A 24512-nucleotide genomic window follows, 5' to 3' on the forward strand; every position below is an offset into this window, starting at 1 on the left:
ATGGCACTGACAGCATCAGTCAAAGAAGAACTGTCCCGTCTGGACATTAAGAAGTCGTCCGTCCGCAAGGCTGAGGTCTCCGCGATGCTCCGTTTCGCGGGCGGCCTGCACATCATCTCCGGCCGGATCGTCATCGAGGCGGAGGTGGACCTCGCCTCCACGGCGCGGCGCCTCCGGGCAGCCATCGCTGAGGTCTACGGGCATCAAAGCGAAATCATCGTCGTGTCCGCCGGCGGCCTCCGCAGGGCCAGCAGGTACGTGGTCCGGGTAGTGCGCGACGGCGAGGCGCTGGCCCGCCAGACCGGCCTCCTGGACGGCCGTGGACGCCCCGTCCGCGGGCTGCCGTCCGCCGTCGTCAACGGCTCCGCAGCGGACGCCGAAGCAGTCTGGCGCGGTGCGTTCCTGGCCCACGGCTCGCTGACCGAACCCGGCCGCTCGTCCTCGCTCGAGGTCACCTGCCCCGGGCCTGAATCCGCCCTGGCACTGGTGGGTGCCGCCCGCCGCCTCGACATCCAGGCCAAGGCGCGCGAGGTGCGCGGCGTGGACCGGGTGGTCATCCGCGACGGCGACACCATCGCCGCGCTCCTGACCCGCATGGGCGCCCACGACGCACTCATGGTCTGGGAGGAGCGCCGGATGCGCAAGGAGGTCCGCGCCACCGCGAACCGCCTCGCCAATTTCGATGACGCCAACCTCCGGCGCTCGGCGCAGGCGGCCGTGGCGGCCGGTGCCCGCGTGGACCGTGCCCTGGAAATCCTCGGCGACGACGTCCCCGACCACCTGAAGTACGCCGGCGAACTGCGCGTGGCCCACAAGCAGGCCAGCCTGGACGAACTCGGCAGGCTGGCCGACCCGGTCATGACCAAGGACGCCATCGCCGGCCGGATCCGCCGGCTCCTGGCGATGGCGGACAAGCGGGCCCTTGACCTGGGTATTCCCGGCACCGACGCCAATGTGACGCCCGAAATGCTCGACGAGTAGCGGGCCCCTAGAATCAAAAATAATTCCGGGCGCCAGACGCCCGGATGCATAATCCGAGAGTCACCAACCGGACCGAAAGTCCACGATATTGGAGGATTTTGTGACTGAGTACGTATTGCCCGAACTCAAGTACGACTACGCCGCCCTTGAGCCGCACATCTCTGCGCGGATCATGGAGCTGCACCACAGCAAGCACCACGCAGCCTACGTTGCAGGTGCCAACAACGCGCTGGCCCAGCTGGCAGAGGCACGGGAGAAGGGCGATTTCGCCAACATCAACCGGCTCTCCAAGGACCTCGCGTTCCACACCGGCGGACACGTCAACCACTCCGTCTTCTGGAACAACCTTTCCCCGGACGGCGGCGACAAGCCCGAGGGTGAACTGGCTGCAGCCATCGACGACGCGTTCGGTTCCTTCGACGCCTTCCGCGCCCAGTTCTCCGCAGCCGCCCTCGGCCTGCAGGGTTCGGGCTGGGGCTTCCTGGCCTACGAGCCCATCGGTGGAAACCTGGTCATCGAGCAGCTGTACGACCAGCAGGGCAACGTGGCACTGGGCACCACGCCGCTGCTCATGCTGGACATGTGGGAGCACGCCTTCTACCTGGACTACGTGAACGTCAAGGCCGACTACGTCAAGGCGTTCTGGAACATCGTGAACTGGGCCGACGTCGCCAAGCGCTTCGACGCCGCCCGCAGCAACGCAACCGGGCTCATCACCCTCCCGTAACCTGCAGCACACATGCTTGTTACAAACTTCACATTCGGACTTAATCAGGCCGCCATGTGGACTGGCCGCCCCCGCACTTGCGGGGGCGGACCCAGTTAAACGTAAGATAGGTCACGGAAGGCGGTTAGCCTTCAGCAATGAGGCTGGTCGCCCTCCGTCTGTAAATCATCTCTGCCCAATGGCGTGCGGGATCTGTTAGTTGGCTTGAACGCCCGCTCAACTAGTAGTGCTTGCTTCAAGCACCAAGGAGACTGAAAAGTGACGACCCGTATTGGTATCAACGGCTTCGGCCGTATTGGCCGCAACTACTTCCGCGCAGCACTCGCACAGGGTGCGGACCTCGAAATCGTTGCAGTCAACGACCTCACCAGCCCCGAGGCGCTGGCCCACCTGTTCAAGTACGACTCCGTGGGCGGCCGCCTGAAGGAAACCATCGAGGTCAAGGACGGCAACATCGTCGTCAACGGCAACGTCATCAAGGTCCTGGCGGAACGCGATCCCGCCAACCTGCCGTGGGGCGAGCTCGGCGTGGACATCGTCATCGAATCCACCGGCTTCTTCACCAAGGCAGCTGATGCGCAGAAGCACATCGACGCCGGCGCCAAGAAGGTCCTGATTTCCGCCCCCGCCTCGGATGAGGACATCACCATCGTGATGGGCGTAAACCACAACCTGTATGACAACGCTACGCACCACATCATTTCCAACGCGTCCTGCACCACCAACTGCCTCGGCCCGCTGGCCAAGGTGGTCAACGACGAGTTCGGCATCGAGCGTGGCCTGATGACCACCGTGCACGCCTACACGGCCGACCAGAACCTCCAGGACGGCCCGCACAAGGACCTGCGCCGCGCCCGCGCCGCCGCCATCAACATGGTGCCCACCTCCACCGGTGCAGCCAAGGCAATCGGCCTGGTCCTGCCGGAGCTCAAGGGCAAGCTGGACGGCTACGCCATCCGCGTTCCCGTCCCCACCGGTTCCGCCACGGACCTCACCGTCACCGTGTCCCGCGAAACCACCGTCGAGGAAGTCAACGCCGCCCTCAAGCGCGCGTCCGAGTCCGACGAACTGCAGGGCTTCCTGACCTACACCGAAGAGCCCATCGTGTCTTCGGACATCGTCGGCGACCCCGCATCCTCGATCTTCGATGCCGGACTGACCAAGGTCATCGGCAACCAGGTCAAGGTTGTTTCCTGGTATGACAACGAATGGGGCTACTCAAACCGCCTCGTCGACCTCACGGAGCTTGTCGCGTCCAAGCTGGGCTAGGGTTAGACACATGACATCCCACACCCTCAACGAACTGATCGCTGAAGGTGTCCGCGGGCGGTACATTCTGGTCCGAAGCGACCTGAATGTGCCGCTCGACGGCTCTACAGTCACTGACGACGGCCGCATCAAGGCCTCCCTTCCAGTGCTGGCAAAGCTCACGGACGCCGGTGCCCGCGTGCTGGTAACAGCCCACCTTGGACGCCCGAAGGGCGCCCCCGAGGATAAGTACTCCCTCCGCCCTGCCGTGGACCGCCTCGCTGAACTGGCGGGCTTCAAGGTCACCCTCGCCGCCGACACCGTCGGTGACTCCGCCAGGGAGGCAGCAGCTTCCCTGCAGGACGGCGAGGCCCTGGTCCTGGAGAACGTCCGCTTCGACGCCCGCGAAACCAGCAAGGACGACGCCGAGCGAGGCGCCTTCGCTGACGAGCTGGTGGCACTGACCGGCGCGAATGGTGCCTACGTGGATGACGCCTTCGGTGCTGTCCACCGCAAGCACGCCAGCGTCTACGACGTCGCGTCCCGGCTGCCGTCCTACCAGGGCGACCTGGTGCACACCGAAGTGGAGGTCCTGCGCAAGCTCACCGCCGACACCCAGCGTCCCTACGTGGTGGTCCTGGGCGGATCCAAGGTCTCGGACAAGCTCGCCGTAATCGACAACCTGATCGGCAAGGCAGACACGATCCTGGTGGGCGGCGGCATGCTGTTCACATTCCTCGCTGCCGCGGGGCACAAGGTGGCCGCCAGCCTGCTCGAACAGGACCAGATCGGCGTTGTCCAGGACTACCTGAAGCGTGCTGCTGACGCCGGCACCGAGTTCGTGATCCCCACCGACGTTGTGGTGGCGGAGAAGTTCGCTGCCGACGCCGCGCACGAAACGGTTGCCGCGGACGCCATCGAAGCCAGCAGCTTCGGCGCCAACGGCATCGGACTGGATATCGGTCCCGACTCGGCAGCTGCCTTTGCGGACCGGATCAAGGGCGCCCGGACGGTGTTCTGGAACGGTCCCATGGGAGTCTTCGAATTCGAAGCCTTCTCCGCCGGAACCCGCGCCATCGCCCAGGCCCTGACCGAAACCGAAGCGTTCACCGTTGTGGGCGGCGGCGACTCCGCTGCCGCTGTACGCACCCTCGGCTTCGCCGACGACCAGTTCGGGCACATTTCCACCGGCGGCGGCGCCAGCCTGGAGTACCTTGAGGGCAAGGAACTCCCCGGTCTGAGCATCCTGGACCGGTAGTTCCAGCCGCCGGGAGCAGCAACGCTCCTGTCCTTCGGCCGGCAGGTTGCCCGCGGCAGCCTGCCGGCCGCACACTTTACAAGACCTTTTTGGAGAACACGTGACAACGTCTACCAACGGCGCCTTCGACCGTAAGCCCTTCATCGCCGGCAACTGGAAGATGAACATGGACCACGTGCAGGGCATCACGCTCCTGCAGAAGCTGGCCTGGACGCTTTCGGACGCCAAGCACGACTACAGCCGCGTCGAAGTTGCGGTCTTCCCGCCCTTCACGGACCTCCGCGGCGTCCAGACCCTCGTCCAGGGTGACGACCTGGACGTGGCCTACGGCGGCCAGGACCTTTCCCAATTTGACTCCGGCGCTTACACCGGCGACATCTCCGGCCAGTTCCTGAGCAAGCTGGGCTGCAAGTACGTGCTGGTGGGCCACAGCGAACGCCGCACCATCCACAACGAATCGGACGACGTCCTGAACGCCAAGACCAAGGCGGCATTCAGGCACGGCGTCACCCCGGTCCTCTGCGTCGGTGAGGGCCTGGAGATCCGCAAGGCCGGCACGCACGTCAACCACACCCTGGACCAGCTTCGCGCCGGCGTGGCGGGCCTGACCGATGACCAGGCCGCAGAACTCGTCGTTGCCTACGAACCCGTATGGGCCATTGGGACGGGCGAGGTTGCCGGACCGGAGGACGCACAGGAGATGTGCGCCGCCATCCGGGCCGAGCTGGAGAAGCTGTTCGGGGCGGACGTTGCTGCCAAGACGCGGCTGCTGTACGGCGGCTCAGTCAAAGCCAACAACGCTGCAGCCATCCTGAAGGAGCGCGACGTTGACGGCGTGCTCGTGGGTGGCGCCAGCCTGGACCCGGCCGAGTTTGCTAATATTGTCAGGTTCGAGAGTCACCTGGTGACGGACTAGTCCGTCCCGGCGCACGCACTCCCGCCCCACTACCTTCCTGAAAGGCCGTCGTGGACGTTCTTCATGTCATCCTGCAGATCCTCCTGGGCATCACCAGCCTCCTGCTGACGCTGCTCATCCTCCTTCACAAAGGACGTGGCGGCGGGCTGTCGGATATGTTCGGCGGCGGCATGAGCTCAGGACTCAGCTCATCCGGTGTGGCTGAACGCAACCTCAACAGGTTCACCATCATCCTCGGCGTGACCTGGGGCATCGTCATCATCGCCCTGGGCCTGATCATGAGGTTCAGCGGCGCCGGGGACTCCTGACCCCAAACACTGCCGCTGGGCCCTCCCGCCCCGCGCGCCTGCGAACTAAACTGTGGCTGTCGGCTTCCGACAGCCACAGTTTTTCTTTAACCGGCAGAACCAGTCATCCCGAGGCAGGAGTTCCGATGGTCCATCCAGTGTCAGGTTTCCGCGGTACACGGGCCGGGGTGACAGCGGGGTCAGGCTCGAGCCTCCAAGGCGGCGACGACCACCGCAACCCGCTGCCCAGGATCCGTGTTTCGTACTGGTGTGCAAAGGGGCACGTCACGGAGCCGGTGTTCCTGCAACTCCCGGACGTCCAGATCCCGGCCGTCTGGGACTGCCGGCGCTGCGGGGCACCGGCGTCACGGGACGGTTCCGAGGCCGCCGGCACCGAGGCCCTCGACGACGGCTACAAAACGCACCTTGAGTACGTTAAAGAGCGGCGCTCCGACCAGGACGCCGAAGACGTACTGGCCGGAGCGCTTGAACGGTTACGCGCCCGCGGCGTCCTTTCGGACGAGCTGCTGCGGGACCCGTGAGGCCGCATTCTCATCAATGAGCCACAGGGTCCGGGACGTTCCCCGCGGCCCCGCCGCGGGGACCTGGACCGGGGTGGCCCCGGCGAGGGCCAAACCAACGGCACCGGCTTTATCCTCGCCGGCCACCACCATCCAGACCTCGGCGGCGGTGTTGATGGCCGGGAGCGTCAGCGAGATCCTTAGCGGCGGCGGCTTTGGAGAATTGCGCACCCCCACCACCGTGCGTTCTTTCTCACGGATGCCGGCCTGCTCGGGGAACAGCGACGCAACGTGCGCGTCGGGACCCACACCCAGCAGGACAACATCAAACCGGGGGAGGACCCCGGGCTCTTCCGGGCGGTCATCGGACATGTCGGCCGCATGTTCGGCAACCGCAGCCTCCCGGAGGCGGCGGGCGTAGTCGTCAGCCGCTTCCTCAGGCGTTTCGAAGTCGTCCGACGAACCGGGTTCGTGGATCCGCTCCGGGTCAACGGGAATGTGCTTCAGCAGGGCGTCGTACGCCTGCCTGGTGTTCCGGTCGCCGTCGGCAGATCCCACGAACCGCTCGTCGCCCCACCAGAAATTGACCTTTGACCAGTCGACGGCCGGAGCCGCCGGAGAGTCCGCAACAGCCTTCAGCGTGCCGATGCCCACCGTGCCGCCGGTCAGGACGATGGTGGCCTCACCATGTTTGTCCTGGACATCGACGAGCTTGGTGATAAGGCGTGCCGCGATGGCAGCCATCAGCACGGACGAATCTGGATGAATGCTTACTCTTGGGTCAACGCTCACTGGGCCGGACGCTCCTTAGGTTTGTACGTGGCAGTCCAATAGTAATCACTTCACCGAAGACCTCATCCGGATCGAGCCGGCGCAGTTCTTCGGCGAGGCAGTCACGGAGGCTGCGGCGCGGGAGGGAGATCCGCTGGGCAGGCTGCCCGGGCTGGGTGAGTTCCGCCACCGAAAGGCCGGGACGGAACAGCTGGACATCGCCGCCGGGCCGCGTGAGCCGGACCCTGCGGATACCGGTTCCCGCCGGATCCGCCACGATGGTGACGGGAGCGTCCAGGGTGAGGGTCAGCCAGGCTGCCAGCAGGATGGTGCTGGGCGAGTCGGAGGCACCTTCCACAGCCACGGCCGTGACGGGGGAGGAATCCGCTTCGTCGAGGGCCGCAGCCAGTTGGATGCGCCAGTTGGTCAGCCTCGTCCAGGCCAGGTCCGTGTCACCGGCCTTGTAGGTGCCATGGATGCGTTCAAGTGCCGCCTGGGGGTCGGGCTCGTTCGCGGAGTCCGTGATCCGGCGGTGCGCGATGGCGCCGATGGACGTCTCGCAGGCGTTCTCCGGAGCGCCGTGCGGCCACCAGGCCACAATCGGCGCGTCCGGGAGCAGCAGTGCCGCGACGAGCGACTCGCTTTCGTGGGCGAGCTGGCCGTAGCCGCGCAGCACAATCACCTCCGAGGCGCCGGCGTCGCCGCCCACCCGGATCTGGGCGTCCAGGCGGTCACCGGCGTCCTTCCCGGCGTCGGCGAGGACGATGATCCGGCAGGGGTGTTCCCGGCTGGCGTCGTTTGCGGCCTCGATCGCTTCCTCTTCGAGGCCGGACTTCGTCACCACCACGAGGGTCAGGACCCGGCCCAGGGCGATCACGCCGCCCTGTTCCCTCAGGGCCATGAGTTTCTTGGACACCTTCGAGGTGGTAGTGTCCGGCAAATCGACAATCATGGCCTTCTCCAGGTTCGTCCGTCACGGGCCAGCAGCTCATCCGCCGAGGCAGGGCCCCAGGATCCCGGGGCGTAGGGTTCGGGCTGTTCGTCCAGCTGCGCCCAGTATTCCTCGAACGGGTCAAGGATCTTCCAGGACAGTTCCACTTCCTCATGCCGGGGGAACAGCGGCGGCTCACCCAGGAGCACGTCCAGGATCAGGCGCTCGTAGGCCTCGGGGGAGGATTCGGTGAACGAGTGGCCGTAGCCGAAGTCCATCGTGACATCCCGGACTTCCATCTGGGTGCCCGGGACCTTGGACCCGAACCGGATGGTGACGCCCTCGTCGGGCTGTACGCGGATGACCACCGCGTTTTGCCCGAAGTCGTCCTCACCGTGGTCACGGAACAGCAGGTTGGGGGCGCGCTTGAACACCACTGCGATCTCCGTGACCCGCCGGCCCAGGCGTTTACCGGCACGCAGGTAGAACGGAACTCCTGACCACCGGCGCGTGTGGATGTCCACCCGTACCGCGGCGTAGGTCTCGGTGGTGGAGTCCGCGGGGATGCCCTCTTCCTCCAGGTAGCCCTGGACCTGCTCGCCGCCCTGCCAGCCGCCGGAGAACTGCCCCCGCGCGGAATGGGTGGACAGGTCCTCGGGGAGCTTGACCGCTGCCAGCACCTTTTCCTTCTCCGCGCGCAGGTCATCGGCGTTGAAGGAAATGGGCTCCTCCATCGCTGTGAGCGCCAGCAGCTGGAGGAGGTGGTTCTGGATGACGTCGCGGGCTGCACCCACGCCGTCGTAGTACCCGGCACGGCCGCCGGTACCGATGTCCTCGGCCATGGTGATCTGGACGTGGTCCACGTAGTTTGCGTTCCACAGCGGCTCGAACAGCTGGTTGGCGAAACGGAGCGCCAGGATGTTCTGGACCGTTTCCTTACCCAGGTAGTGGTCGATCCGGAACACCGCATCCGGCGGGAAGACCGATTCGACGATGTCGTTCAGCTGACGGGCGGACTGGAGGTCGTGGCCGAACGGTTTTTCGATGACCACGCGCCGCCACTTGTCGCCGTCGGCCTGTGCAAGCCCGTGCTTGGACAGCTGCCGGCAGACCTGCTCAAAGGCTTTCGGCGGAATCGACAGATAGAACGCGTGGTTCCCGCGGGTCCCGCGGACATCATCGAGTTCCTTGATCGTTTCGCCGAGCCGCTCGAAGGCAGCGTCGTCGTCGAATTCACCCTGGACGAACCGGATGCCCTCGGAGAGCTGGTTCCAGACCGCTTCATCGAAGGGGGTCCGTGCGTGGGCCTGGACCGAGGCCTTCACCTCAGCGGCGAAGTCCTCCTTGTCCCACTCACGGCGAGCGAATCCGACCAACGCGAAACTCGGTGGCAGCAGCCCCCGGTTGGCGAGGTCGTACACGGCGGGCATCAGTTTCTTCCGGGCGAGGTCGCCGGTCACCCCGAAGAGCACCAGTGACGACGGACCGGCAATCCGGTTCAACCGGCGGTCACGCGGATCCCGCAGTGGATTCCGGCCGGACTTTCCGGAACGTGCTCCGGAAGTCCTGCCGTATTCAGTTTCTGGCATGTTGCTTGTGCGCCTTAGCTTTCGGTTGCGGATGCCCGGGCGGACAGTGCAGAAACAATGTCCTGCAGCTGTGCCACGCCGGCGGCTCGGTTGGTCAGGTGCAGGCGGAGCACGGGGCGGCCGTGTTCCTCGAGTACCTGGGCGTCGCCGGCAGCCTGGGCGGAAATAAGTTCGCCGAAGGTGAAGGGACGCTCGGGGATGGCAAGGTCATCCGTGGAAGCAGCCGTCACCTGGAGGAACACGCCGATGGCGGGGCCGCCCTTGTGGAACTGGCCGGTTGAGTGCAGGTACCGCGGCCCCCAGCCGAACGTGACGGGCCGTCCCGTCACAGCTGCGAACTCGTCCCGGACTCCTTCGAGCTGCGCGAAAGCCAGCCGGTCAAAGTAGGCCTGGACGCTGAGGTAGCTGTCCGGCTGGAGGGTATCCAACAGTGCGCTGACAGCTTCCGCAGCCGTTGATGCGCCGCCTAGCCATTCCCCGCCGCGGACTTCGATGGAACCATCGACGAACGCTGCCGGAGTGGGTTCGGGCTGTGCGTCCAGCAGGCCGCGGGCCGCAACCTTGGCGGCTTCCACGTCGGGCTGGTCGAACGGGTTGATGCCCAGGAGCCTGCCGGCCACAGCGGTCGCGAACTCCCAGACCATCATCTGGGCGGCGAGGCCGCCCGCGATGGCAACTTCGTTTTCACCGAGTTCGACGTCGGCATCCGCGGCCACGAGGCGGACCACGAGGACGTCCTTCGCGCCGGAGTTGGCCTCGGGGGAGCCGGGACCCGCCACGACGGGCAGCACCCCGGTGCCGAGCTTGCCGGTTGATTCGGCGATGAGCTGCTCGGCCCAGTCGGCGAAGCCCACGATGCCGGAGCCGTCCTCGGCAATGACGATCTTGTTGCGCAGCGGGCTGGTGCCGCCCAGCGCGGTTCCGAGGGCCAGCCCGATGTTCTCGGGTGCGTCGTCGTTCAGGACCTCGGCAGCTTCTTCAGCCTCGTCAAGGAACGCCTGGATGTCCACGCCGGCCAGGCCGGAGGGCACCAGGCCGAACGCGGTCAGTGCGGAGAAACGGCCGCCAACGTTGGGGTCGGCGTTGAAGACGGCGCGGTAGCCGGCTTCACGGGATGCCTTGTCCAGGGGCGAGCCGGGATCCGTGACGATGATGATCCGGCTGTTGGCGTCGATGCCGGCGTCGTTGAACGCCTTCTCGAAGACGCGCCGCTGGGAGTCGGTTTCAACGGTGGAACCCGACTTGGAGGAGACCACGATGGCGGTTTCCGCCAGGCGGTCCGCCAGGGCGGCACGGACCTGGTCAGGGTCCGTGCTGTCCAGCACAGTCAGCTCGACGCCGGCGGTGCCGGCGATGACCTCGGGGGCCAGCGAGGACCCGCCCATGCCGCACAGGGCAATGCGGGTGACTCCCTCGGCCCGGAGGGCGTCGCGCAGTTCCAGGATGTCCTTCACCAGCGGCTGGGAGACCGTTGCAGCCTCGACCCAGCCGAGGCGGATTGCGGACTCCGACTCGGCGTCGGGGCCCCAGAGGGTGTGGTCCTTCGCAAAGATCCGGGTGGCAATCCTGTCCTCGACGAGGGCGGGAAGGTGCTGTTCGAGTGCCTGCTGCGCGGCACCGGTGGCTTCGTAGCTGAGTGTGCTCATGGGTGGTTAGGAGGCCTTCCGTGCAGAGGCGAGGGCGCCTTCGACATCGGCCAGCAGTTCCTTCCAGCTGGCCACGAACTTATCCAGGCCCTCGGACTCCAGGAGGGCCACGACTTCGTTGTAGGAAACGCCGAGCTTTTCGAGCGCATCCAGGGTGGCGTTGGCGTCGGCGTAGGTGCCGGAGACGGTGTCGCCGGTGACTACGCCGTGATCAAAGGTGGCGTCCAGGGTCTTTTCCGGCATGGTGTTCACGACGCCGGGAGCAACCAGTTCGGTCACGTAGAGGGTGTCCGGGTAGGCCGGGTCCTTCACGCCGGTGGATGCCCACAGCGGACGCTGGGGGAGCGCGCCTGCTTCGGCGAGGAGTGCCCAGCGTTCGGTGGCAAAGAGTTCCTCGTACACCTGGTAGGCGAGCCGGGCGTTGGCCAGGCCGGCCTTGCCCTTGAGGGCCTTGGCCTCGTCCGTGCCGATCTTGTCGAGGCGCTTGTCGATTTCGCTGTCCACGCGGGAGACGAAGAAGGATGCCACGGAGTGGATCTTCGAGAGGTCGTGCCCGTTCTCCTTGGCCTGTTCCAGGCCGGCCTGGAAGGCGTTGATGACGGCGCGGTAGCGCTCGAGGGAGAAGATCAGGGTGACGTTGACGCTGATGCCTTCGGCCAGTGTGGCGGTGATGGCTTCCAGGCCCTCGATGGTGGCCGGGATCTTGATCAGGACGTTGTCCTTGTTGACCTTCTTGTAGAGGTGCTTGGCTTCGGCGATGGTGCCGTTGGTGTCCCAGGCGAGGCGGGGGTCCACCTCGATGGAGACGCGGCCATCAACACCCTTGGTGGCTGCCGCCACGGGGGCGAACAGGTCGCAGGCGTCGGCGACGTCCGTGGTGGTGATCTCGAAGATCGTCTCCTCCACGCTGGCGCCGGCTGCCGCCTGGGCAGCGACGGTGGCGTCGTAATCGGTGCCGGCGGTGATCGCTGCGTGGAAGATGGACGGGTTGGTGGTCACGCCAACCACGTTCTTTTCTTCGATGAGCTTGCGGAGGGTGCCGGTTTCGAGGCGTCCGCGGGAAAGGTCATCGAGCCAGATGGAGACTCCGGCTTCGGAGAGCTGCTGGGTGGGAGTAGTCATGGTGGTTATCTCCTGGAAATCGTTGTTAGGCGTTCAGGCCTGCGAGGGAGTCCTTGGCTGCGGCGGCGACTGCTTCCGCGGTGATGCCGAACTCCTGGAAAAGGCGCTTGTAGTCGGCTGAAGCGCCGTAGTGCTCGAGGCTGATGGAACGGCCGGCGTCGCCGACGAATTCCTTCCAGCCCAGGGAGAGGCCGGCCTCGACGGAGACGCGGGCCTTGACCGTGGCGGGCAGCACCGATTCACGATAGGCGGCGTCCTGCTTGTTGAACCACTCGACGCAGGGCATCGAGACGACGCGGGCGGCGATGCCTTCGGCCTGCAGTGCTTCGCGGGCCTGGACGGCCAGCTGGACCTCGGACCCGGTGGCGATCAGGATGACGTCAGCGGGGACGGTGGCGCCGTCCTTGGCTGCTTCGGCCAGGACGTAGCCGCCCTTGGCGACGCCGGATGCGGCACCGAACGTGTCGCCGTCGGCTGCCCCGTCGCCGCGCTCCCAGGTGGGGATGTTCTGGCGGGTCAGGACGATGCCGGCAGGGTTGGAGTGGTTCTCCAGCATGGTCTTCCACGCCACGGCAACTTCGTTGGGATCGCCGGGGCGGACCACGTCCAGGCCCACGATGGCGCGCAGCGAGGCGAGCTGTTCCACCGGCTGGTGGGTGGGGCCGTCCTCGCCGAGGCCGATGGAGTCGTGCGTCCAGACGTAGAGCGACGGAACACCCATCAGGGCACCGAGGCGGATGGCGGGCCGCTGGTAGTCGCTGAAGATCAGGAAGGTGCCGGAGAACGCGCGGGTGTTCCCGTGCAGGCTGATGCCGTTGACGATCGACGCGGCAGCGTGTTCGCGGATACCGAAGTGCAGCACGCGGCCGTAGGGGTTGCCTTTCCACGCATCAGTCTGCTTGGAAGCCGGGACGAACGAGGGCGAGCCTTCGATGGTGGTGTTGTTCGACTCGGCGAGGTCGGCGGAGCCGCCCCACAGTTCGGGCATGACCGGGCCGAGCGCGTTCAGGACCTTGCCGGACGCGGCGCGGGTGGAGACGTCCTTGCCGGCCGGGAAGACCGGAAGGGCGGCGTCGATGTCCGCGGGAAGTTCCCGAGCCTCGATGCGCTGCAGCAGGGCTGACCCTTCGGGGTTGGCAGCCTGCCAGGCGTTGAAGGATTCTTCCCATTCCTTGCGGGCTTCCGTACCGCGGTCAACCACGGAGCGGGCGTGGGCCAGGACTTCCTGGTCCACGTCGAAGGACTTGGCGGGGTCGAAGCCCAGGACTTCCTTCAGGGCCGCGACTTCCTCGGCACCCAGTGCGGAACCGTGGATCTTGCCCGTATTCTGCTTCTTGGGGGCCGGGTAGCCGATGATGGTGCGCAGCGAAATGATGGATGGCTTGGAGGTCTCGGCCTTGGCGGCGCGCAGGGCCGAGTACAGCTCCTGGACGTCTTCCTTGTATTCGCCGGTCTTGGTCCAGTCGACCCGCTGGATGTGCCAGCCGTAGGCTTCGTAGCGCTTCAGGACATCCTCGGTGAAGGCGATGTCGGTGTCGTCCTCGATGGAGATGTGGTTCTCGTCGTAGATGACCACGAGGTTGCCGAGTTCCTGATGGCCGGCCAGCGAGGAAGCCTCGGACGTGACGCCTTCCTGCAGGTCGCCGTCGGATGCGATGACCCAGATGGTGTGGTCGAACGGGCTGGTGCCCGGTGCGGCATCGGCGTCGAACAGGCCGCGCTGGCGGCGCTGGGAGTAGGCGAAGCCAACCGAGGACGCCAGGCCCTGGCCCAGGGGACCGGTGGTGATCTCCACGCCGGCGGTGTGCTTGTACTCGGGGTGGCCCGGGGTCAGCGAACCCCAGGTCCGCAGGGCTTCCAGGTCCTTCAGTTCCAGGCCGTAGCCGGAAAGGAACAGTTGGATGTACAGGGTGAGCGAGGTGTGGCCGGGGGACAGGACGAACCGGTCACGGCCCAGCCAGTCCGGATCCCGCGGATCGTGGCGCATCAGCTTCTGGAACAGCAGGTACGCGGCCGGCGCCAGGCTCATCGCCGTACCGGGGTGTCCGTTGCCCACCTTCTCCACAGCATCCGCGGCCAGGACGCGGATGGTATCCACGGCACGCTCATCCAGGCTGGTCCAGGACAGTTCTTGCTCTTCCAAATGTGGCACGAAAACCGGGCCCCTCTCTTTGCTGACGGCGCACGGCACACCCGGTCCGGTTATAGGCACGAAATGGGGCGCCCGCTGCGGTGTGTACCAGTCGCCGTCGAATGTTGGTCTCTCGTTCAGCCGCGAACCATGTGGGAATGCGTTTTCCACCGCTTTCCTGCCGCGCGCTGATCTGGTGACAGCTTAGCTCCATTCCAATGTTCCGGAGGCTGAAATCTCACGTTTTGGACGCAATTTCCCCTTTTATGAATAAGGCTGAAGTGAGGATGAGTTAATCTGCTCGAATCGGGCTGCGAGCGATCAAGTGCGCATATCAGCCGGGCTTTGCGCGTGTGGCGGCGCGGTATGATATTCGGAGGCCAATGCCGGGCGCCGGACCTTTTCAACCGCCCGCAGCTGCAATGCCAGATACAACTGCCACACAGAACGGGTGACTGCCACCGTGAGCACAACAGATACGCCGCTGAACGCTTCCCGGGCCTCCGGCCCAGGGTTTGCCCGTAAGGCCAAGGCGTATCTCGCCCTCACCAAACCGCGCGTCATCGAACTGCTGCTGGTCAGCACGCTGCCCACCATGATCTACGCAGAGCGCGGGTTCCCGTCCATCGGCCTGATCCTTGCCACGCTGGTAGGCGGCGCGTTCGCCGCAGGCAGTGCCGGAGCGTTCAACTGCTACATCGACCGCGACATCGACAAACTGATGGCGCGTACCGAAAACCGGCCCCTGGTCACCGGCGAAGTCACTCCCCGCGAAGCTCTGGTCTTTTCGTGGCTGCTGGGCGCTGCGGCCATCGCGATCCTGTGGTTTGGCGCCAATCCGCTTTCGGCCTGGCTCGGGCTCGGTGCCATCTTCTTCTACGTCGTGATCTACACGATCATCCTGAAGCGGCGCACAGCCCAGAACATCGTGTGGGGCGGAGCAGCCGGCTGTTTCCCGGTGCTGATCGCCTGGGCCGCCGTCACCAACTCGGTGGAATGGCCTGCCATCATCCTCTTCATGGTGATTTTCCTCTGGACGCCGCCGCACTACTGGCCGCTGTCCATGCGCTACGGCGAGGACTACCGCAACGCCAAGGTGCCCATGCTTGGGGCCATCGCCGGCGCCAAGGTGGTGTCCGTCCAGGTGGTCCTGTACGCCTGGGCCATGGTGGCCTGTTCACTGCTGATGGTTCCGGCCGGCGGCGCCGGGTGGGTCTACACGGTGACAGCCGTACTGGCCGGTGCCTGGTTCCTCTACGAGTCGCACGCCCTCTATAACCGCGCGCAGCGTGAGGACATCCCGGACAAGCGCGCCATGAAGGTCTTCCACGGCTCCATCAGCTACCTCACCCTGCTGTTCATTGCCCTGGCCGTGGATCCCTTCGTAGGACCTGCTGTCATCGGCGGCTAGGCATCCCCATCTGCCGACGAACGGCCCGGACTTTCGAGTCCGGGCCGTTCGCCTTTTAAGCGCCAAAGCGTCCCACGGCGCCCCGGCGTAAATGCAGGTATACCGAATGACGAATTTGTCATATCCGTCACTTTAAGTGTCATCATGCGTGACAACCTGCATACGGTGGACTGGATCTTTCCCGCGAAGCAAAGGAAATCCAATGACGCCCGGCCCTGCCACAACAACAGCCTCCAACCACAGCCCGCCCGGAGGGCGCCGCGAACGGGCCAACCGCATCCGGCCCTTCCTGTCGAACCTGGGCGCGGATGTACCCGCCTCCCTGGTGGTGTTCCTCGTGGCGCTGCCGTTGTCCCTCGGGATCGCCGCTGCCTCCGGTGCGCCCATCATGGCCGGACTCATCGCCGCAGCCATCGGCGGCATCGTTGCCGGCAGCCTGGGCGGCGCTCCGCTGCAGGTCAGCGGGCCGGCCGCGGGCCTGACCGTGATTGTTGCCGGCCTGGTCCAGGAATTCGGCTGGCAGGCCACCTGTGCCATCACGGCCGCAGCCGGCGTTGTGCAACTTCTGCTCGGCGTGAGCCGGGTGGGGAGGGCTGCGCTGGCGGTCTCGCCAGTGGTGGTCAAGGCGATGCTGGCCGGCATCGGCGTGACCATCATGGTCCAGCAGATCCACGTCCTGCTGGGCTCCGGCCCGGCAGGCTCCGCCATCGAAAACCTCGCCAACCTTCCGGCGGCCATCACCAACGTCGAGATCCATGCGGCACTGCTTGGACTCACCGTGGTGATCATCCTGGTGGCCTGGAAGCACCTGCCTGCCGCCGTACGGAAAATCCCCGGCCCGCTGGCTGCCGTTGCTGCCGTCACCGCGTTGTCGGTGCCGCTGGCGCCGGCCGTGGAGCGGATCTCCTTTTCGGGCTCCATCCTGGACGCCGTGGCCCTGCCTGCACTGCCCGAAGGAAACTGGCGCGCCATAGCCTTCGCTGTCCTGTCAATGGCGCTCATTGCCAGTATCGAATCGCTCCTGTCAGCCGTCGCCGTGGACAAGATGCACTCCGGTCCGCGGACCAACCTCAACAAGGAGCTGATGGGCCAGGGAACGGCCAACATCCTCTCCGGTGCCCTGGGCGGCCTGCCCGTCACGGGCGTCATTGTACGCAGCGCCACGAACGTGGAAGCCGGTGCCAAGTCACGGACTTCCGCCATCCTGCACGGCGTGTGGATCCTCATCTTCTCGGCGCTTTTCGCCGGCATCATCCAGCTCATTCCGCTGTCGGTGCTGGCGGGGCTGCTGCTGGTCATCGGGGCCAAGCTGATCAAGGTTGCGGACATCCGCACCAGCCGGCGCACCGGTGACCTGCTGATCTACGTCGTGACCCTCTTCTGCGTCGTTTTCCTCAATCTCCTGGAGGGCGTGCTCATCGGCCTGGCGCTTGCCGCGGCCAGCGTGCTGTGGCGCGTCCTGCGCGCGGCGATCCGCGTACACGAGCCGGTCTCGCCGTCGTCGGCCTGGCGTGTCACCATCGCCGGATCGTGCAGCTTTTTCGCCCTGCCGCGCCTGAACCGCGTGCTGCACTCGGTGCCCGCAGGCAACAACGTGGTGATCGAACTCAATGCCGATTACGTGGACCACGCCTTCCGTGAATCACTGGTGGCCTGGCGTGACCAGTACCGTGCCGCAGGCGGCTCAGTCGAAGTTGAGGAACACGGGAACACCCTGTTCCAGGACGCTGAGCACAGGGCACCCCAGCGGCAGGAAGCCCGCGAGCTTCCGCTGCCGCCGCGCAACTCCCGGACTGCGGACGGCGAAGATGCCTCCAGCCAGCTGGGCAGTGAACGGACCCCGGCAGTCCTGGCGGGAATCAGCAAGTACCACCGCCGCTTCGCTGACCAGGTCCGTCCGCTGGTGGAGGACCTGGCGGAGCAGCAGCATCCGGATACACTTTTCGTGGCGTGCGTCGATTCGAGGGTCAACCCCAACCTGATCACCAGTAGCGGCCCCGGCGACCTGCTGACCCTCCGCAACATCGGCAACGTGGTGTGCCATGACGGCCAGGACGCCTCCATTGACTCGGCGCTTTCGTTCGCGGTCAAGGGCCTCGAGGTAAACACCATCGTAGTGTGCGGGCACTCGAACTGCGGTGCCATGAAGGCCGTCATCGCCGATGCCGAAGGTGCGGGGAATCCGGGACTGGGCACCGGATTCGACGCCTGGCTGGAGCATGCCCGTCCCAGCTACCTCGAGCTGATGGCGGACCACCCCGTGGCGCGGGCCGCTGCGGAGGCGGGCTACTGCCGCCTCGACCAGCTGGGCATGGTCAACGTGGCTGTCCAGCTCAGCAAGCTCGACAACCATCCGGTGGTTGGTCCTGCCATCGCCGCCGGGCAGGTCCAGGCCACCGGGCTTTTCTACGACATCGCCACTGCCCGGGTGGTCCTGGTGACGCCTCACGGCATCGAGTCCCTGGACCCGGCCCAAGCCCCGGTGCAGGCCACGGGCGCAGCAGCCCGCTGAGCGCTGACGCCAGGACACCTTAAACACGAGGCCGCCCCGGTCTGGAACCGGGGCGGCCTCGCGTTTTCCGTGTTACTCCACCGGGCTGGACCGGGCGAGGTCCCAGGCGTTCGTGGCGGTGGCCATCAGCAGTGCGGCGCCCAGCATGTGGGCGCCCACCAGCAGGGCCGGGATGCCGTTGTAGTACTGGGTGAAACCGATGACCGCCTGCAGCACCGTGACCCCAAGCAGGCCGAACACGGCAGTCCGGAAGGGACCGGCAATACGGCGCATCAGCACCAGGACCAGCGCCACCAGGGAACCCGCTGTCACCAGGTAGGCAGGCACAGCGTGGATGTGCGAGAAAAGGTCCCAGTCCAGGCCGTTGCGGGGTGCATCCGCGTCACCGGCGTGCGGTCCTGCTCCGGTAACCACCACGCCCAGCATCACGGCCAGGGCAGCGAAAAGCGCGACGGCGGACGTCACCGGGCGCAGGGTCCCCGGCAGCGCACGCAGGGATACCGTCATGTAACGGCCGGTGCGGCCATAGGCCCTGTTGACCAGCAGGGTCGCGAACACCACCAGGGCCATGGACACCAGGAAGTGCAGGCCCACCACCCACGGGTTGAGGCCGGTGAGGACGGTGATCCCGCCAATGACGGCCTGGGCGGGGATGCTGGCCAGGAGGCCGAGCGCCAGGAGGAAGAGGTCGCGGCGTTCCTTGCGGAGGTTCCACAGGTACACCAGCATGAGGGCAGCGACGGCGGCGAGGGCGAAGGTCAGGAGCCGGTTGCCGAACTCGATGAAGCCGTGGATGCCCATTTCCGCCGTGTTGACCAGCGATGTGTCGGTGCAGCGCGGCCAGGTGGGGCAGCCCAGCCCCGACGCCGTCAGCCGCACGGCGCCACCGGTCACTACCAGCAGTGTCTGCCCGATCAGGGAGGCCACGGCCAGGCGGCGCACTCTGGCGTCCACTGTGCGGGGAAGCCGCGATGCCAGGCGGCCGGCGAACTGGGGGAGGCGCGAAGCCGTGCTCACGAATATCTCAATTCCACTTGAACCAACGGATGGCTGCTGCTCCGGCAATCGCCGTCCAGAGCACCAGGATGAGGGCGTCCCCGCCGTTGAGGGCGCCATGAAGGAAGGCGTCGCGGAGGGATTCACCCAGCGCGCCGGAGGGCAGGAAATGCACTATGGATTGTGCCAGGGCAGGAAGCCTGTCGGCCGGAATCACGATTCCGCCCATGGCGCCCAGCAGGATCCACAGCAGGTTGGTTATGGCCAGCGTTGCTTCCGGCCGGACGGTACCGGCAACCAGCAGGCCCAGTGACGTGAACGCCGCCGCGCCCAGGACCAGCAGGACCAGGCCGGGCAGCCAGCCCGCAGCAACGGGCTGCCAGCCCAAGGCAAACGCCACTGCCGAGACCACCACGATCTGCAGGCACAGCACTACCAGCACCGAGAGGACCTTGCCGGCAATCAATCCACCGCGGCCAAGGGGGGTGGTGGAGAGGAAACGGAGCACGCCATACCGGCGGTCGAACCCTGTTGCGATCCCCTGGCCGGTGAAGGCCGTAGACATGGCGCACAGCGCAAGGATGCCCGGAACGGCCACGTTAACGCGGCTCGGCCCCAGTCCGTCAAGGAAGGGTGTGACCGTGAGGCCCACCAGGGCAAGTAACGGCAGCACCACGGCAAGGATCAGCTGTTCACCGTTCCGCAGCATGGTGACCGCCTCATACTTGCCCTGCAGCAGCACGCGCCGCAGCAGGGAAGCAGGCTGCTGGCGGACGCCGGCTGCTTGCGCCAAACCGTTTCCGGGAGCGCTGCCCGCGGCAGTACCGGTCCCGTTCATCGAATGTCCTTTCCAGAGATGTCCAGGAAGACGTCTTCAAGGCTACGCGCCTGCAGGCTCATCGCGGCCGGCATGATGCCCTTCGCTTCCCACCAGGCAGCCAGCGCCGCAAGGTGTCCCGGAGTGAGTGCGCCGGTCACTGAATAGCTGCCCACGCGGGTCTCGGCGACAGCGATGGGGGCGGGGAGCACGGCGGAAAGGTCCAGGCCGGGCTGCGCTTCGAACACCAGCGTCCGGACGTGCTCGGAGCCGCTGTCCACGGCGGGTTCGCGCTGCAGGAGCTGCTGCACTGTTCCCTCGGCAACATTGCGGCCGCCGTCAATGATGTAGACGTAATCGGCCAGGCGCTGCGCATCGTCCATCAGGTGGGTGGTGAGGATGATGCCCATCCCGCTGCTGCGGAGCTCGGTAATCAGGTCGAAGACGAGGGCGCGGGACTGCGGGTCCAGGCCGGCGCTCGGTTCGTCGAGGAACAGGACCTCGGGCCTGCCCACCAGTGCCGCCGCGAGGGCAAGCCGCTGCTTCTGTCCGCCGGACAGCCTCCGCACGCCGGTACGGCTGAAGGTATCGATGCCCAGCCGCTCCACCAGGTCCTCCACGGGCCAGGGGTTTGCATACAGGCCGGCGACGTGCCGCAGCAGCGGCACAGGCTTGGCCGACGGCGGGAGCCCACCGTCCTGGAGCATCACACCGACGCGGGAGCGCAGGTCCGCCCCGGCGGAAGCCGGATCCTCGCCGAGGAGGCTGATGGTTCCGCCGCTGCGCCGTTGGAGGCCTTGCGCGCACTCAAGCGTGGTGGTCTTTCCGGCGCCGTTGGGTCCCAGCAGGGCCGTCACCTCGCCGCGTCCGGCGATCAGCGAGACATCGCTGACCACCCTCAGCATCTTTCCGTCCAGGCTGGCCAGCGGGCCGACGTCCTTAACGAGTCCATTGATGGACAGGACGGGGGATTGGGGGGATCGCACCCCAGTATTCTACGGGATGTAGTACTTGCCGGGGCCCGCCGGGCCGTTGGGGGAAAGGTCAGCCTGCCCTTACTGGAGCCCGGGACTAAATTACGACATGATTGTGTTGTGTATTCCGTGAGCAATGCTACTGCTGTGCCTATCGCCGGGCACGGGGCCCCGCAGGCCCAGGAGGGGCGCGTCCAGACCGTGCCCGGTCCCGTGGCTGACGCCGACGAGCGCACCCGCGACCGCGTGCTCTCCGCCGTCCTGGAACACGGACCGGTCAGCGCGGCCGAACTTGGCGACATGCTGGGATTCACTCCGGCAGCAGTCCGCCGGCACCTCGACCATTTATCCCGTGCCGGCATCATCGAAGTCAAGAGGGTGGCCAGGGCCGGAGCGGGCGCCGGACGCCCCGCACGCCGCTACGTCCTCAGCTCCGAAGGCCAGTCAAGCCTGGGCAACGACTACCTGGACATCGCCGCGCTGGCGCTCCAGCAGCTCCAGAAGGCTGCCGGACCGGACGCCGTCCGTGCCTTCGCCGTCGAGCGCTTCGCTGACATGGAACGCCGCTACGCGCCCGAAATCGACAAGGCCGGCCCGGACATCGCTGACCGGGCCAGGGCTCTTGCCGAAGCGCTCAGCCGGGACAACTTCGTTGCGTCCGCAGCCTCCATCGAGGCCAAAGCGCCACTGCCGGCCGCGCTGTCCAGCGTCCAGCTGTGCCAGGGCCACTGCCCCATCCAGCAACTCGCCGCCCGCTTCCCGGTGTTCTGCGACGTGGAAACCGAAGTGTTTTCACGGCTGGTGGGCGTCGATGTGCGCCGCCTGTCCACACTGGCCCGCGGCGGGCACGTCTGCACCACCCACATACCCACAGGCAGGCTGTCTGCGCCCGGGCCCACAAGGCCTTCCGCAGCCCCCGCCAGCCTGAACGAAGTAACAAACCATCAGCAAGAAAGGCCGTGATGACGGACCAACTATCAGAGAAAGCAGTAGCCGAAAACACTGTGATCTCGGAGATTCTGGAAAAGAATCCCGAGCTCCACGGCATCGGCAACTACGAGTACGGCTGGGCTGACAAGAACGATGTCGGCGCCAACGCACGCCGTGGACTCGACGAAGAGGTAGTCCGCGACATCTCGGCTAAGAAGAGCGAGCCCGAGTGGATGCTGGACCTTCGCCTCAAGGGGCTGAAGTACTTCGACCGCAAGCCCATGCCCACCTGGGGTGCAGACCTCTCCGGCATCGACTTCGACAACATCAAGTACTTTGTGCGCTCCACGGAGAAGCAGGCCACCAGCTGGGAGGAACTGCCCGAGGACATCAAGAACACGTACGACAAGCTCGGCATCCCTGAAGCTGAAAAGCAGCGCCTGGTTTCCGGTGTCGCCGCCCAGTACGAGTCCGAGGTTGTCTACCACCAGCTGCGTGAGGACCTTGAGAAGCAGGGCGTCATCTTCCTGGACACCGACACGGCGCTGAAGGAACACCCGGAAATCTTCCAGGAGTACTTCGGCACCATCATCCCGGTGGGCGACAACAAGTTCGCGTCGCTCAATACGGCAGTCTGGTCCGGCGGCTCCTTCGTCTATGTCCCCAAGGGCGTCCACGTGGACATCCCGCTGCAGGCCTACTTCCGCATCAACACCGAGAACATGGGCCAGTTCGAGCGGACCCTGATCATCGCCGACGAGGACTCCTACGTCCACTACATCGAAGGCTGCACGGCGCCGATCTACACCTCGGACTCCCTGCACTCCGCTGTTGTGGAAATCGTGGTCAAGAAGGGCGCCCGCGTCCGCTACACCACCATCCAGAACTGGTCCAACAACGTGTACAACCTGGTGACCAAGCGCGCCGTCTGCGAAGCTGGCGGCACCATGGAATGGGTGGACGGCAACATCGGCTCCAAGGTGACCATGAAGTACCCGGCCGTGTACCTGGTGGGTGAGCACGCCAAGGGTGAAACCCTGTCCATCGCGTTTGCCGGTGAAGGCCAGCACCAGGACACAGGCTCGAAGATGGTCCACATCGCGCCCAACACCAAGAGCTCCATCATCTCCAAGTCGGTGGCCCGCGGCGGTGGCCGTGCAGCCTACCGCGGCCTGGTCCAGGTCCGCGAAGGCGCCAAGCACTCCGCCAACACCGTGCGCTGTGACGCCCTGCTGGTGGACACCATTTCGCGGTCTGACACCTACCCCTACATCGACATCCGCGAGGACGATGTACAGCTGGGACACGAGGCCACTGTTTCGCGCGTCAGCGAGGAGCAGCTGTTCTACCTCATGTCCCGCGGCATGCCTGAGGACGAGGCCATGGCCATGATCGTGCGCGGCTTTATCGAGCCGATCGCGCGTGAGCTGCCCATGGAATACGCCCTTGAGCTGAACCGCCTCATCGAACTCCAGATGGAAGGATCCGTCGGTTAATGACTGCCGAAGCTACTACCGAAAAGGCCCGCATCGGCGCGCCGTCAATCGCCGGTTTCACTGAGGAAGGCGAACACCTGGTCGCCTCCAAGGTGGACCGCCACCACAGCCACGGCACGCAGGTCATGGCCTCCCGCGCGGAGCGCATCACCAGCCACGACGTTGCTGACTTCGCCCTGCCCAACGGCCGCGAAGAGGAATGGCGCTTCACCCCGGTCCGTGAGCTGTCCAACCTGCTCTCGGACACGCCCTCGGACGCCGGCGCACTCGGCGTCACCGTTGAAGGCCCGGAGTCCTTCGTCCAGGGTGCACTCCGCGCCGGCGAGGCCCCCCGCGGTGCCACGCTGGTCCCCGCGGACCGTGCCGCCGTCGTCGCTTCCGCGAACGTGGAGGAGGCCCAGCTCATCCGCATCCCCGCGGACGCCGAACTGGACCAGCCCATCCGCGTCGTCATGACCGGCAACGGCGCAGGCCGCCGCACCAACACGCACCACGTCATTGAGGCCGGCGCGAACAGCCGCGCCGTGGTGATCCTGGAACACGACGGTTCCGCCGACCACAACGGCAACGTGGAGGTCTTCGTCCGCGAAGGCGCCAAGCTGACCGTGGTCTCTGTCCAGCTCTGGGAAGACGACGCACGCCACCTGGCCCAGCACGACGCCGAGGTTTCCAAGGACGCCATGTACAAGCACATCGCGGTGACCCTTGGCGGCAAGATTGTCCGGCTGAACTCCAACGTCCGGTTCGCCGGCGAGGGCGCCGATGCCGAACTCCTCGGCCTCTACTTCGCCGACGCGGGACAGCACCTGGAGCACCGTTCGTTCGTTGACCACAACCTGGCCAACTGCAAGTCGAACGTCCTCTACAAGGGCGCACTGCAGGGCAAGGGTGCGCACACCGTCTGGGTGGGCGACGTCCTCATCCAGAAGCAGGCCGAAGGCACCGACTCCTACGAGAAGAACCAGAACCTGGTCCTGACCGACGGCTGCCGCGCGGACTCCGTGCCCAACCTCGAAATCGAGACCGGCCTGATCGAGGGTGCCGGCCACGCCAGCTCCACCGGCCGTTTCGACGACGAGCACCTGTTCTACCTGATGGCCCGCGGCATCCCCGAGGATGTTGCCCGCCGCCTGGTGGTCCGCGGCTTCCTGAACGAAATCATCCAGCAGATCAAGGTCCCGGCACTCGAAGAGCGCCTGACCGAGGCTGTGGAACGCGAACTCGCGGCAACGGAAAACTAGACGACAG

The 24512-nt window shown here is 66.0% G+C and carries 21 protein-coding genes; 12 read left to right on the forward strand and 9 right to left on the reverse strand.

Features of this window, described 5'->3' with window-relative positions; all coding sequences use genetic code 11:
* The 7 genes from whiA to ACHL_RS09230 all read left to right on the forward strand — a co-directional run bounded on the left by whiA (position 1) and on the right by ACHL_RS09230 (position 5959).
* On the forward strand, positions 1 to 981 hold the full coding sequence (gene whiA / locus ACHL_RS09200) for a DNA-binding protein WhiA (protein WP_015937022.1): 981 nt from the start codon (positions 1 to 3) through the stop codon (positions 979 to 981).
* A 100-nt stretch (positions 982 to 1081) separates the two neighbouring features.
* Complete coding sequence (locus ACHL_RS09205) at positions 1082 to 1708, forward strand: superoxide dismutase (RefSeq protein ID WP_015937023.1); 627 nt, start codon at positions 1082 to 1084, stop codon at positions 1706 to 1708.
* Between the two features lie 258 nt (positions 1709 to 1966).
* The gene (gap, locus tag ACHL_RS09210; protein ID WP_015937024.1) at positions 1967 to 2977 is read left to right on the forward strand and encodes a type I glyceraldehyde-3-phosphate dehydrogenase; all 1011 of its coding nucleotides are present in this window, start codon (positions 1967 to 1969) and stop codon (positions 2975 to 2977) included.
* Between the two features lie 10 nt (positions 2978 to 2987).
* A complete protein-coding gene (locus ACHL_RS09215) occupies positions 2988 to 4214 on the forward strand; it encodes a phosphoglycerate kinase (RefSeq protein ID WP_015937025.1) in 1227 nt (408 codons plus the stop codon).
* Between the two features lie 100 nt (positions 4215 to 4314).
* Entirely contained in the window at positions 4315 to 5130 is an 816-nt protein-coding gene (gene tpiA / locus ACHL_RS09220) for a triose-phosphate isomerase (RefSeq protein WP_015937026.1), read from the forward strand.
* 50 nt (positions 5131 to 5180) lie between these two features.
* Positions 5181 to 5438, forward strand: a complete 258-nt coding sequence (secG, locus tag ACHL_RS09225; protein ID WP_015937027.1) for a preprotein translocase subunit SecG — start codon at positions 5181 to 5183, stop codon at positions 5436 to 5438.
* A 125-nt stretch (positions 5439 to 5563) separates the two neighbouring features.
* On the forward strand, positions 5564 to 5959 hold the full coding sequence (locus tag ACHL_RS09230) for an RNA polymerase-binding protein RbpA (protein ID WP_015937028.1): 396 nt from the start codon (positions 5564 to 5566) through the stop codon (positions 5957 to 5959).
* On the opposite strand, the gene pgl is transcribed toward ACHL_RS09230, so the two are convergent.
* From pgl to tkt, 6 genes are read right to left on the reverse strand one after another with little or no spacing between them, the layout of a single operon-like run.
* Complete coding sequence (pgl, locus tag ACHL_RS09235) at positions 5912 to 6682, reverse strand: 6-phosphogluconolactonase (RefSeq protein ID WP_244266536.1); 771 nt, start codon at positions 6680 to 6682, stop codon at positions 5912 to 5914. The genes ACHL_RS09230 and pgl overlap by 48 nt on opposite strands.
* Before the next feature lie 37 nt (positions 6683 to 6719).
* Positions 6720 to 7661 carry a glucose-6-phosphate dehydrogenase assembly protein OpcA gene (locus ACHL_RS09240; RefSeq protein ID WP_015937030.1) on the reverse strand — a complete coding sequence of 314 codons (942 nt, stop codon included), beginning with the start codon at positions 7659 to 7661 and terminating at the stop codon, positions 6720 to 6722.
* A complete protein-coding gene (gene zwf / locus ACHL_RS09245) occupies positions 7658 to 9229 on the reverse strand; it encodes a glucose-6-phosphate dehydrogenase (RefSeq protein WP_015937031.1) in 1572 nt (523 codons plus the stop codon). The genes ACHL_RS09240 and zwf overlap by 4 nt, the downstream gene beginning before the upstream one ends.
* Positions 9230 to 9243: 14 nt before the next feature.
* Entirely contained in the window at positions 9244 to 10875 is a 1632-nt protein-coding gene (locus tag ACHL_RS09250) for a glucose-6-phosphate isomerase (protein ID WP_015937032.1), read from the reverse strand.
* 6 nt (positions 10876 to 10881) lie between these two features.
* Positions 10882 to 11997 (reverse strand): transaldolase, encoded by a 1116-nt coding sequence (tal, locus tag ACHL_RS09255; protein WP_015937033.1) that lies wholly within the window; start codon positions 11995 to 11997, stop codon positions 10882 to 10884.
* Between the two features lie 25 nt (positions 11998 to 12022).
* Positions 12023 to 14140, reverse strand: a complete 2118-nt coding sequence (gene tkt / locus ACHL_RS09260) for a transketolase (protein ID WP_043793914.1) — start codon at positions 14138 to 14140, stop codon at positions 12023 to 12025.
* Positions 14141 to 14579: 439 nt separating this feature from the next.
* Here tkt and ACHL_RS09265 point away from each other — a divergent pair, with 439 nt between their 5' ends.
* Both ACHL_RS09265 and ACHL_RS09270 read left to right on the forward strand, forming a co-directional pair.
* Positions 14580 to 15539 (forward strand): heme o synthase, encoded by a 960-nt coding sequence (locus ACHL_RS09265; RefSeq protein ID WP_015937035.1) that lies wholly within the window; start codon positions 14580 to 14582, stop codon positions 15537 to 15539.
* Between the two features lie 202 nt (positions 15540 to 15741).
* On the forward strand, positions 15742 to 18051 hold the full coding sequence (locus ACHL_RS09270; protein ID WP_015937036.1) for a SulP family inorganic anion transporter: 2310 nt from the start codon (positions 15742 to 15744) through the stop codon (positions 18049 to 18051).
* A 72-nt stretch (positions 18052 to 18123) separates the two neighbouring features.
* On the opposite strand, the gene ACHL_RS09275 is transcribed toward ACHL_RS09270, so the two are convergent.
* Genes ACHL_RS09275 through ACHL_RS09285 form a run of 3 tightly spaced genes read right to left on the reverse strand, consistent with a single transcriptional unit; the run spans position 18124 to position 20850 of the window.
* Positions 18124 to 19068, reverse strand: a complete 945-nt coding sequence (locus ACHL_RS09275; RefSeq protein ID WP_015937037.1) for a COX15/CtaA family protein — start codon at positions 19066 to 19068, stop codon at positions 18124 to 18126.
* A 7-nt stretch (positions 19069 to 19075) separates the two neighbouring features.
* Positions 19076 to 19885 (reverse strand): ABC transporter permease, encoded by an 810-nt coding sequence (locus tag ACHL_RS09280; RefSeq protein ID WP_015937038.1) that lies wholly within the window; start codon positions 19883 to 19885, stop codon positions 19076 to 19078.
* The gene (locus tag ACHL_RS09285) at positions 19882 to 20850 is read right to left on the reverse strand and encodes an ABC transporter ATP-binding protein (RefSeq protein ID WP_015937039.1); all 969 of its coding nucleotides are present in this window, start codon (positions 20848 to 20850) and stop codon (positions 19882 to 19884) included. The genes ACHL_RS09280 and ACHL_RS09285 overlap by 4 nt, the downstream gene beginning before the upstream one ends.
* A gap of 108 nt (positions 20851 to 20958) precedes the next feature.
* Here ACHL_RS09285 and ACHL_RS09290 point away from each other — a divergent pair, with 108 nt between their 5' ends.
* Genes ACHL_RS09290 through sufD form a run of 3 tightly spaced genes read left to right on the forward strand, consistent with a single transcriptional unit; the run spans position 20959 to position 24505 of the window.
* Positions 20959 to 21801, forward strand: coding sequence for a helix-turn-helix transcriptional regulator (locus ACHL_RS09290; protein ID WP_043793915.1), 843 nt, complete (start codon positions 20959 to 20961; stop codon positions 21799 to 21801).
* Positions 21801 to 23264, forward strand: a complete 1464-nt coding sequence (sufB, locus tag ACHL_RS09295) for a Fe-S cluster assembly protein SufB (protein WP_015937041.1) — start codon at positions 21801 to 21803, stop codon at positions 23262 to 23264. The genes ACHL_RS09290 and sufB overlap by 1 nt, the downstream gene beginning before the upstream one ends.
* Complete coding sequence (gene sufD / locus ACHL_RS09300) at positions 23264 to 24505, forward strand: Fe-S cluster assembly protein SufD (protein WP_015937042.1); 1242 nt, start codon at positions 23264 to 23266, stop codon at positions 24503 to 24505. The genes sufB and sufD overlap by 1 nt, the downstream gene beginning before the upstream one ends.
* Positions 24506 to 24512: the final 7 nt, after the last annotated feature.

This window comes from Pseudarthrobacter chlorophenolicus A6, from assembly GCF_000022025.1.
GTDB lineage: Bacteria > Actinomycetota > Actinomycetes > Actinomycetales > Micrococcaceae > Arthrobacter > Arthrobacter chlorophenolicus.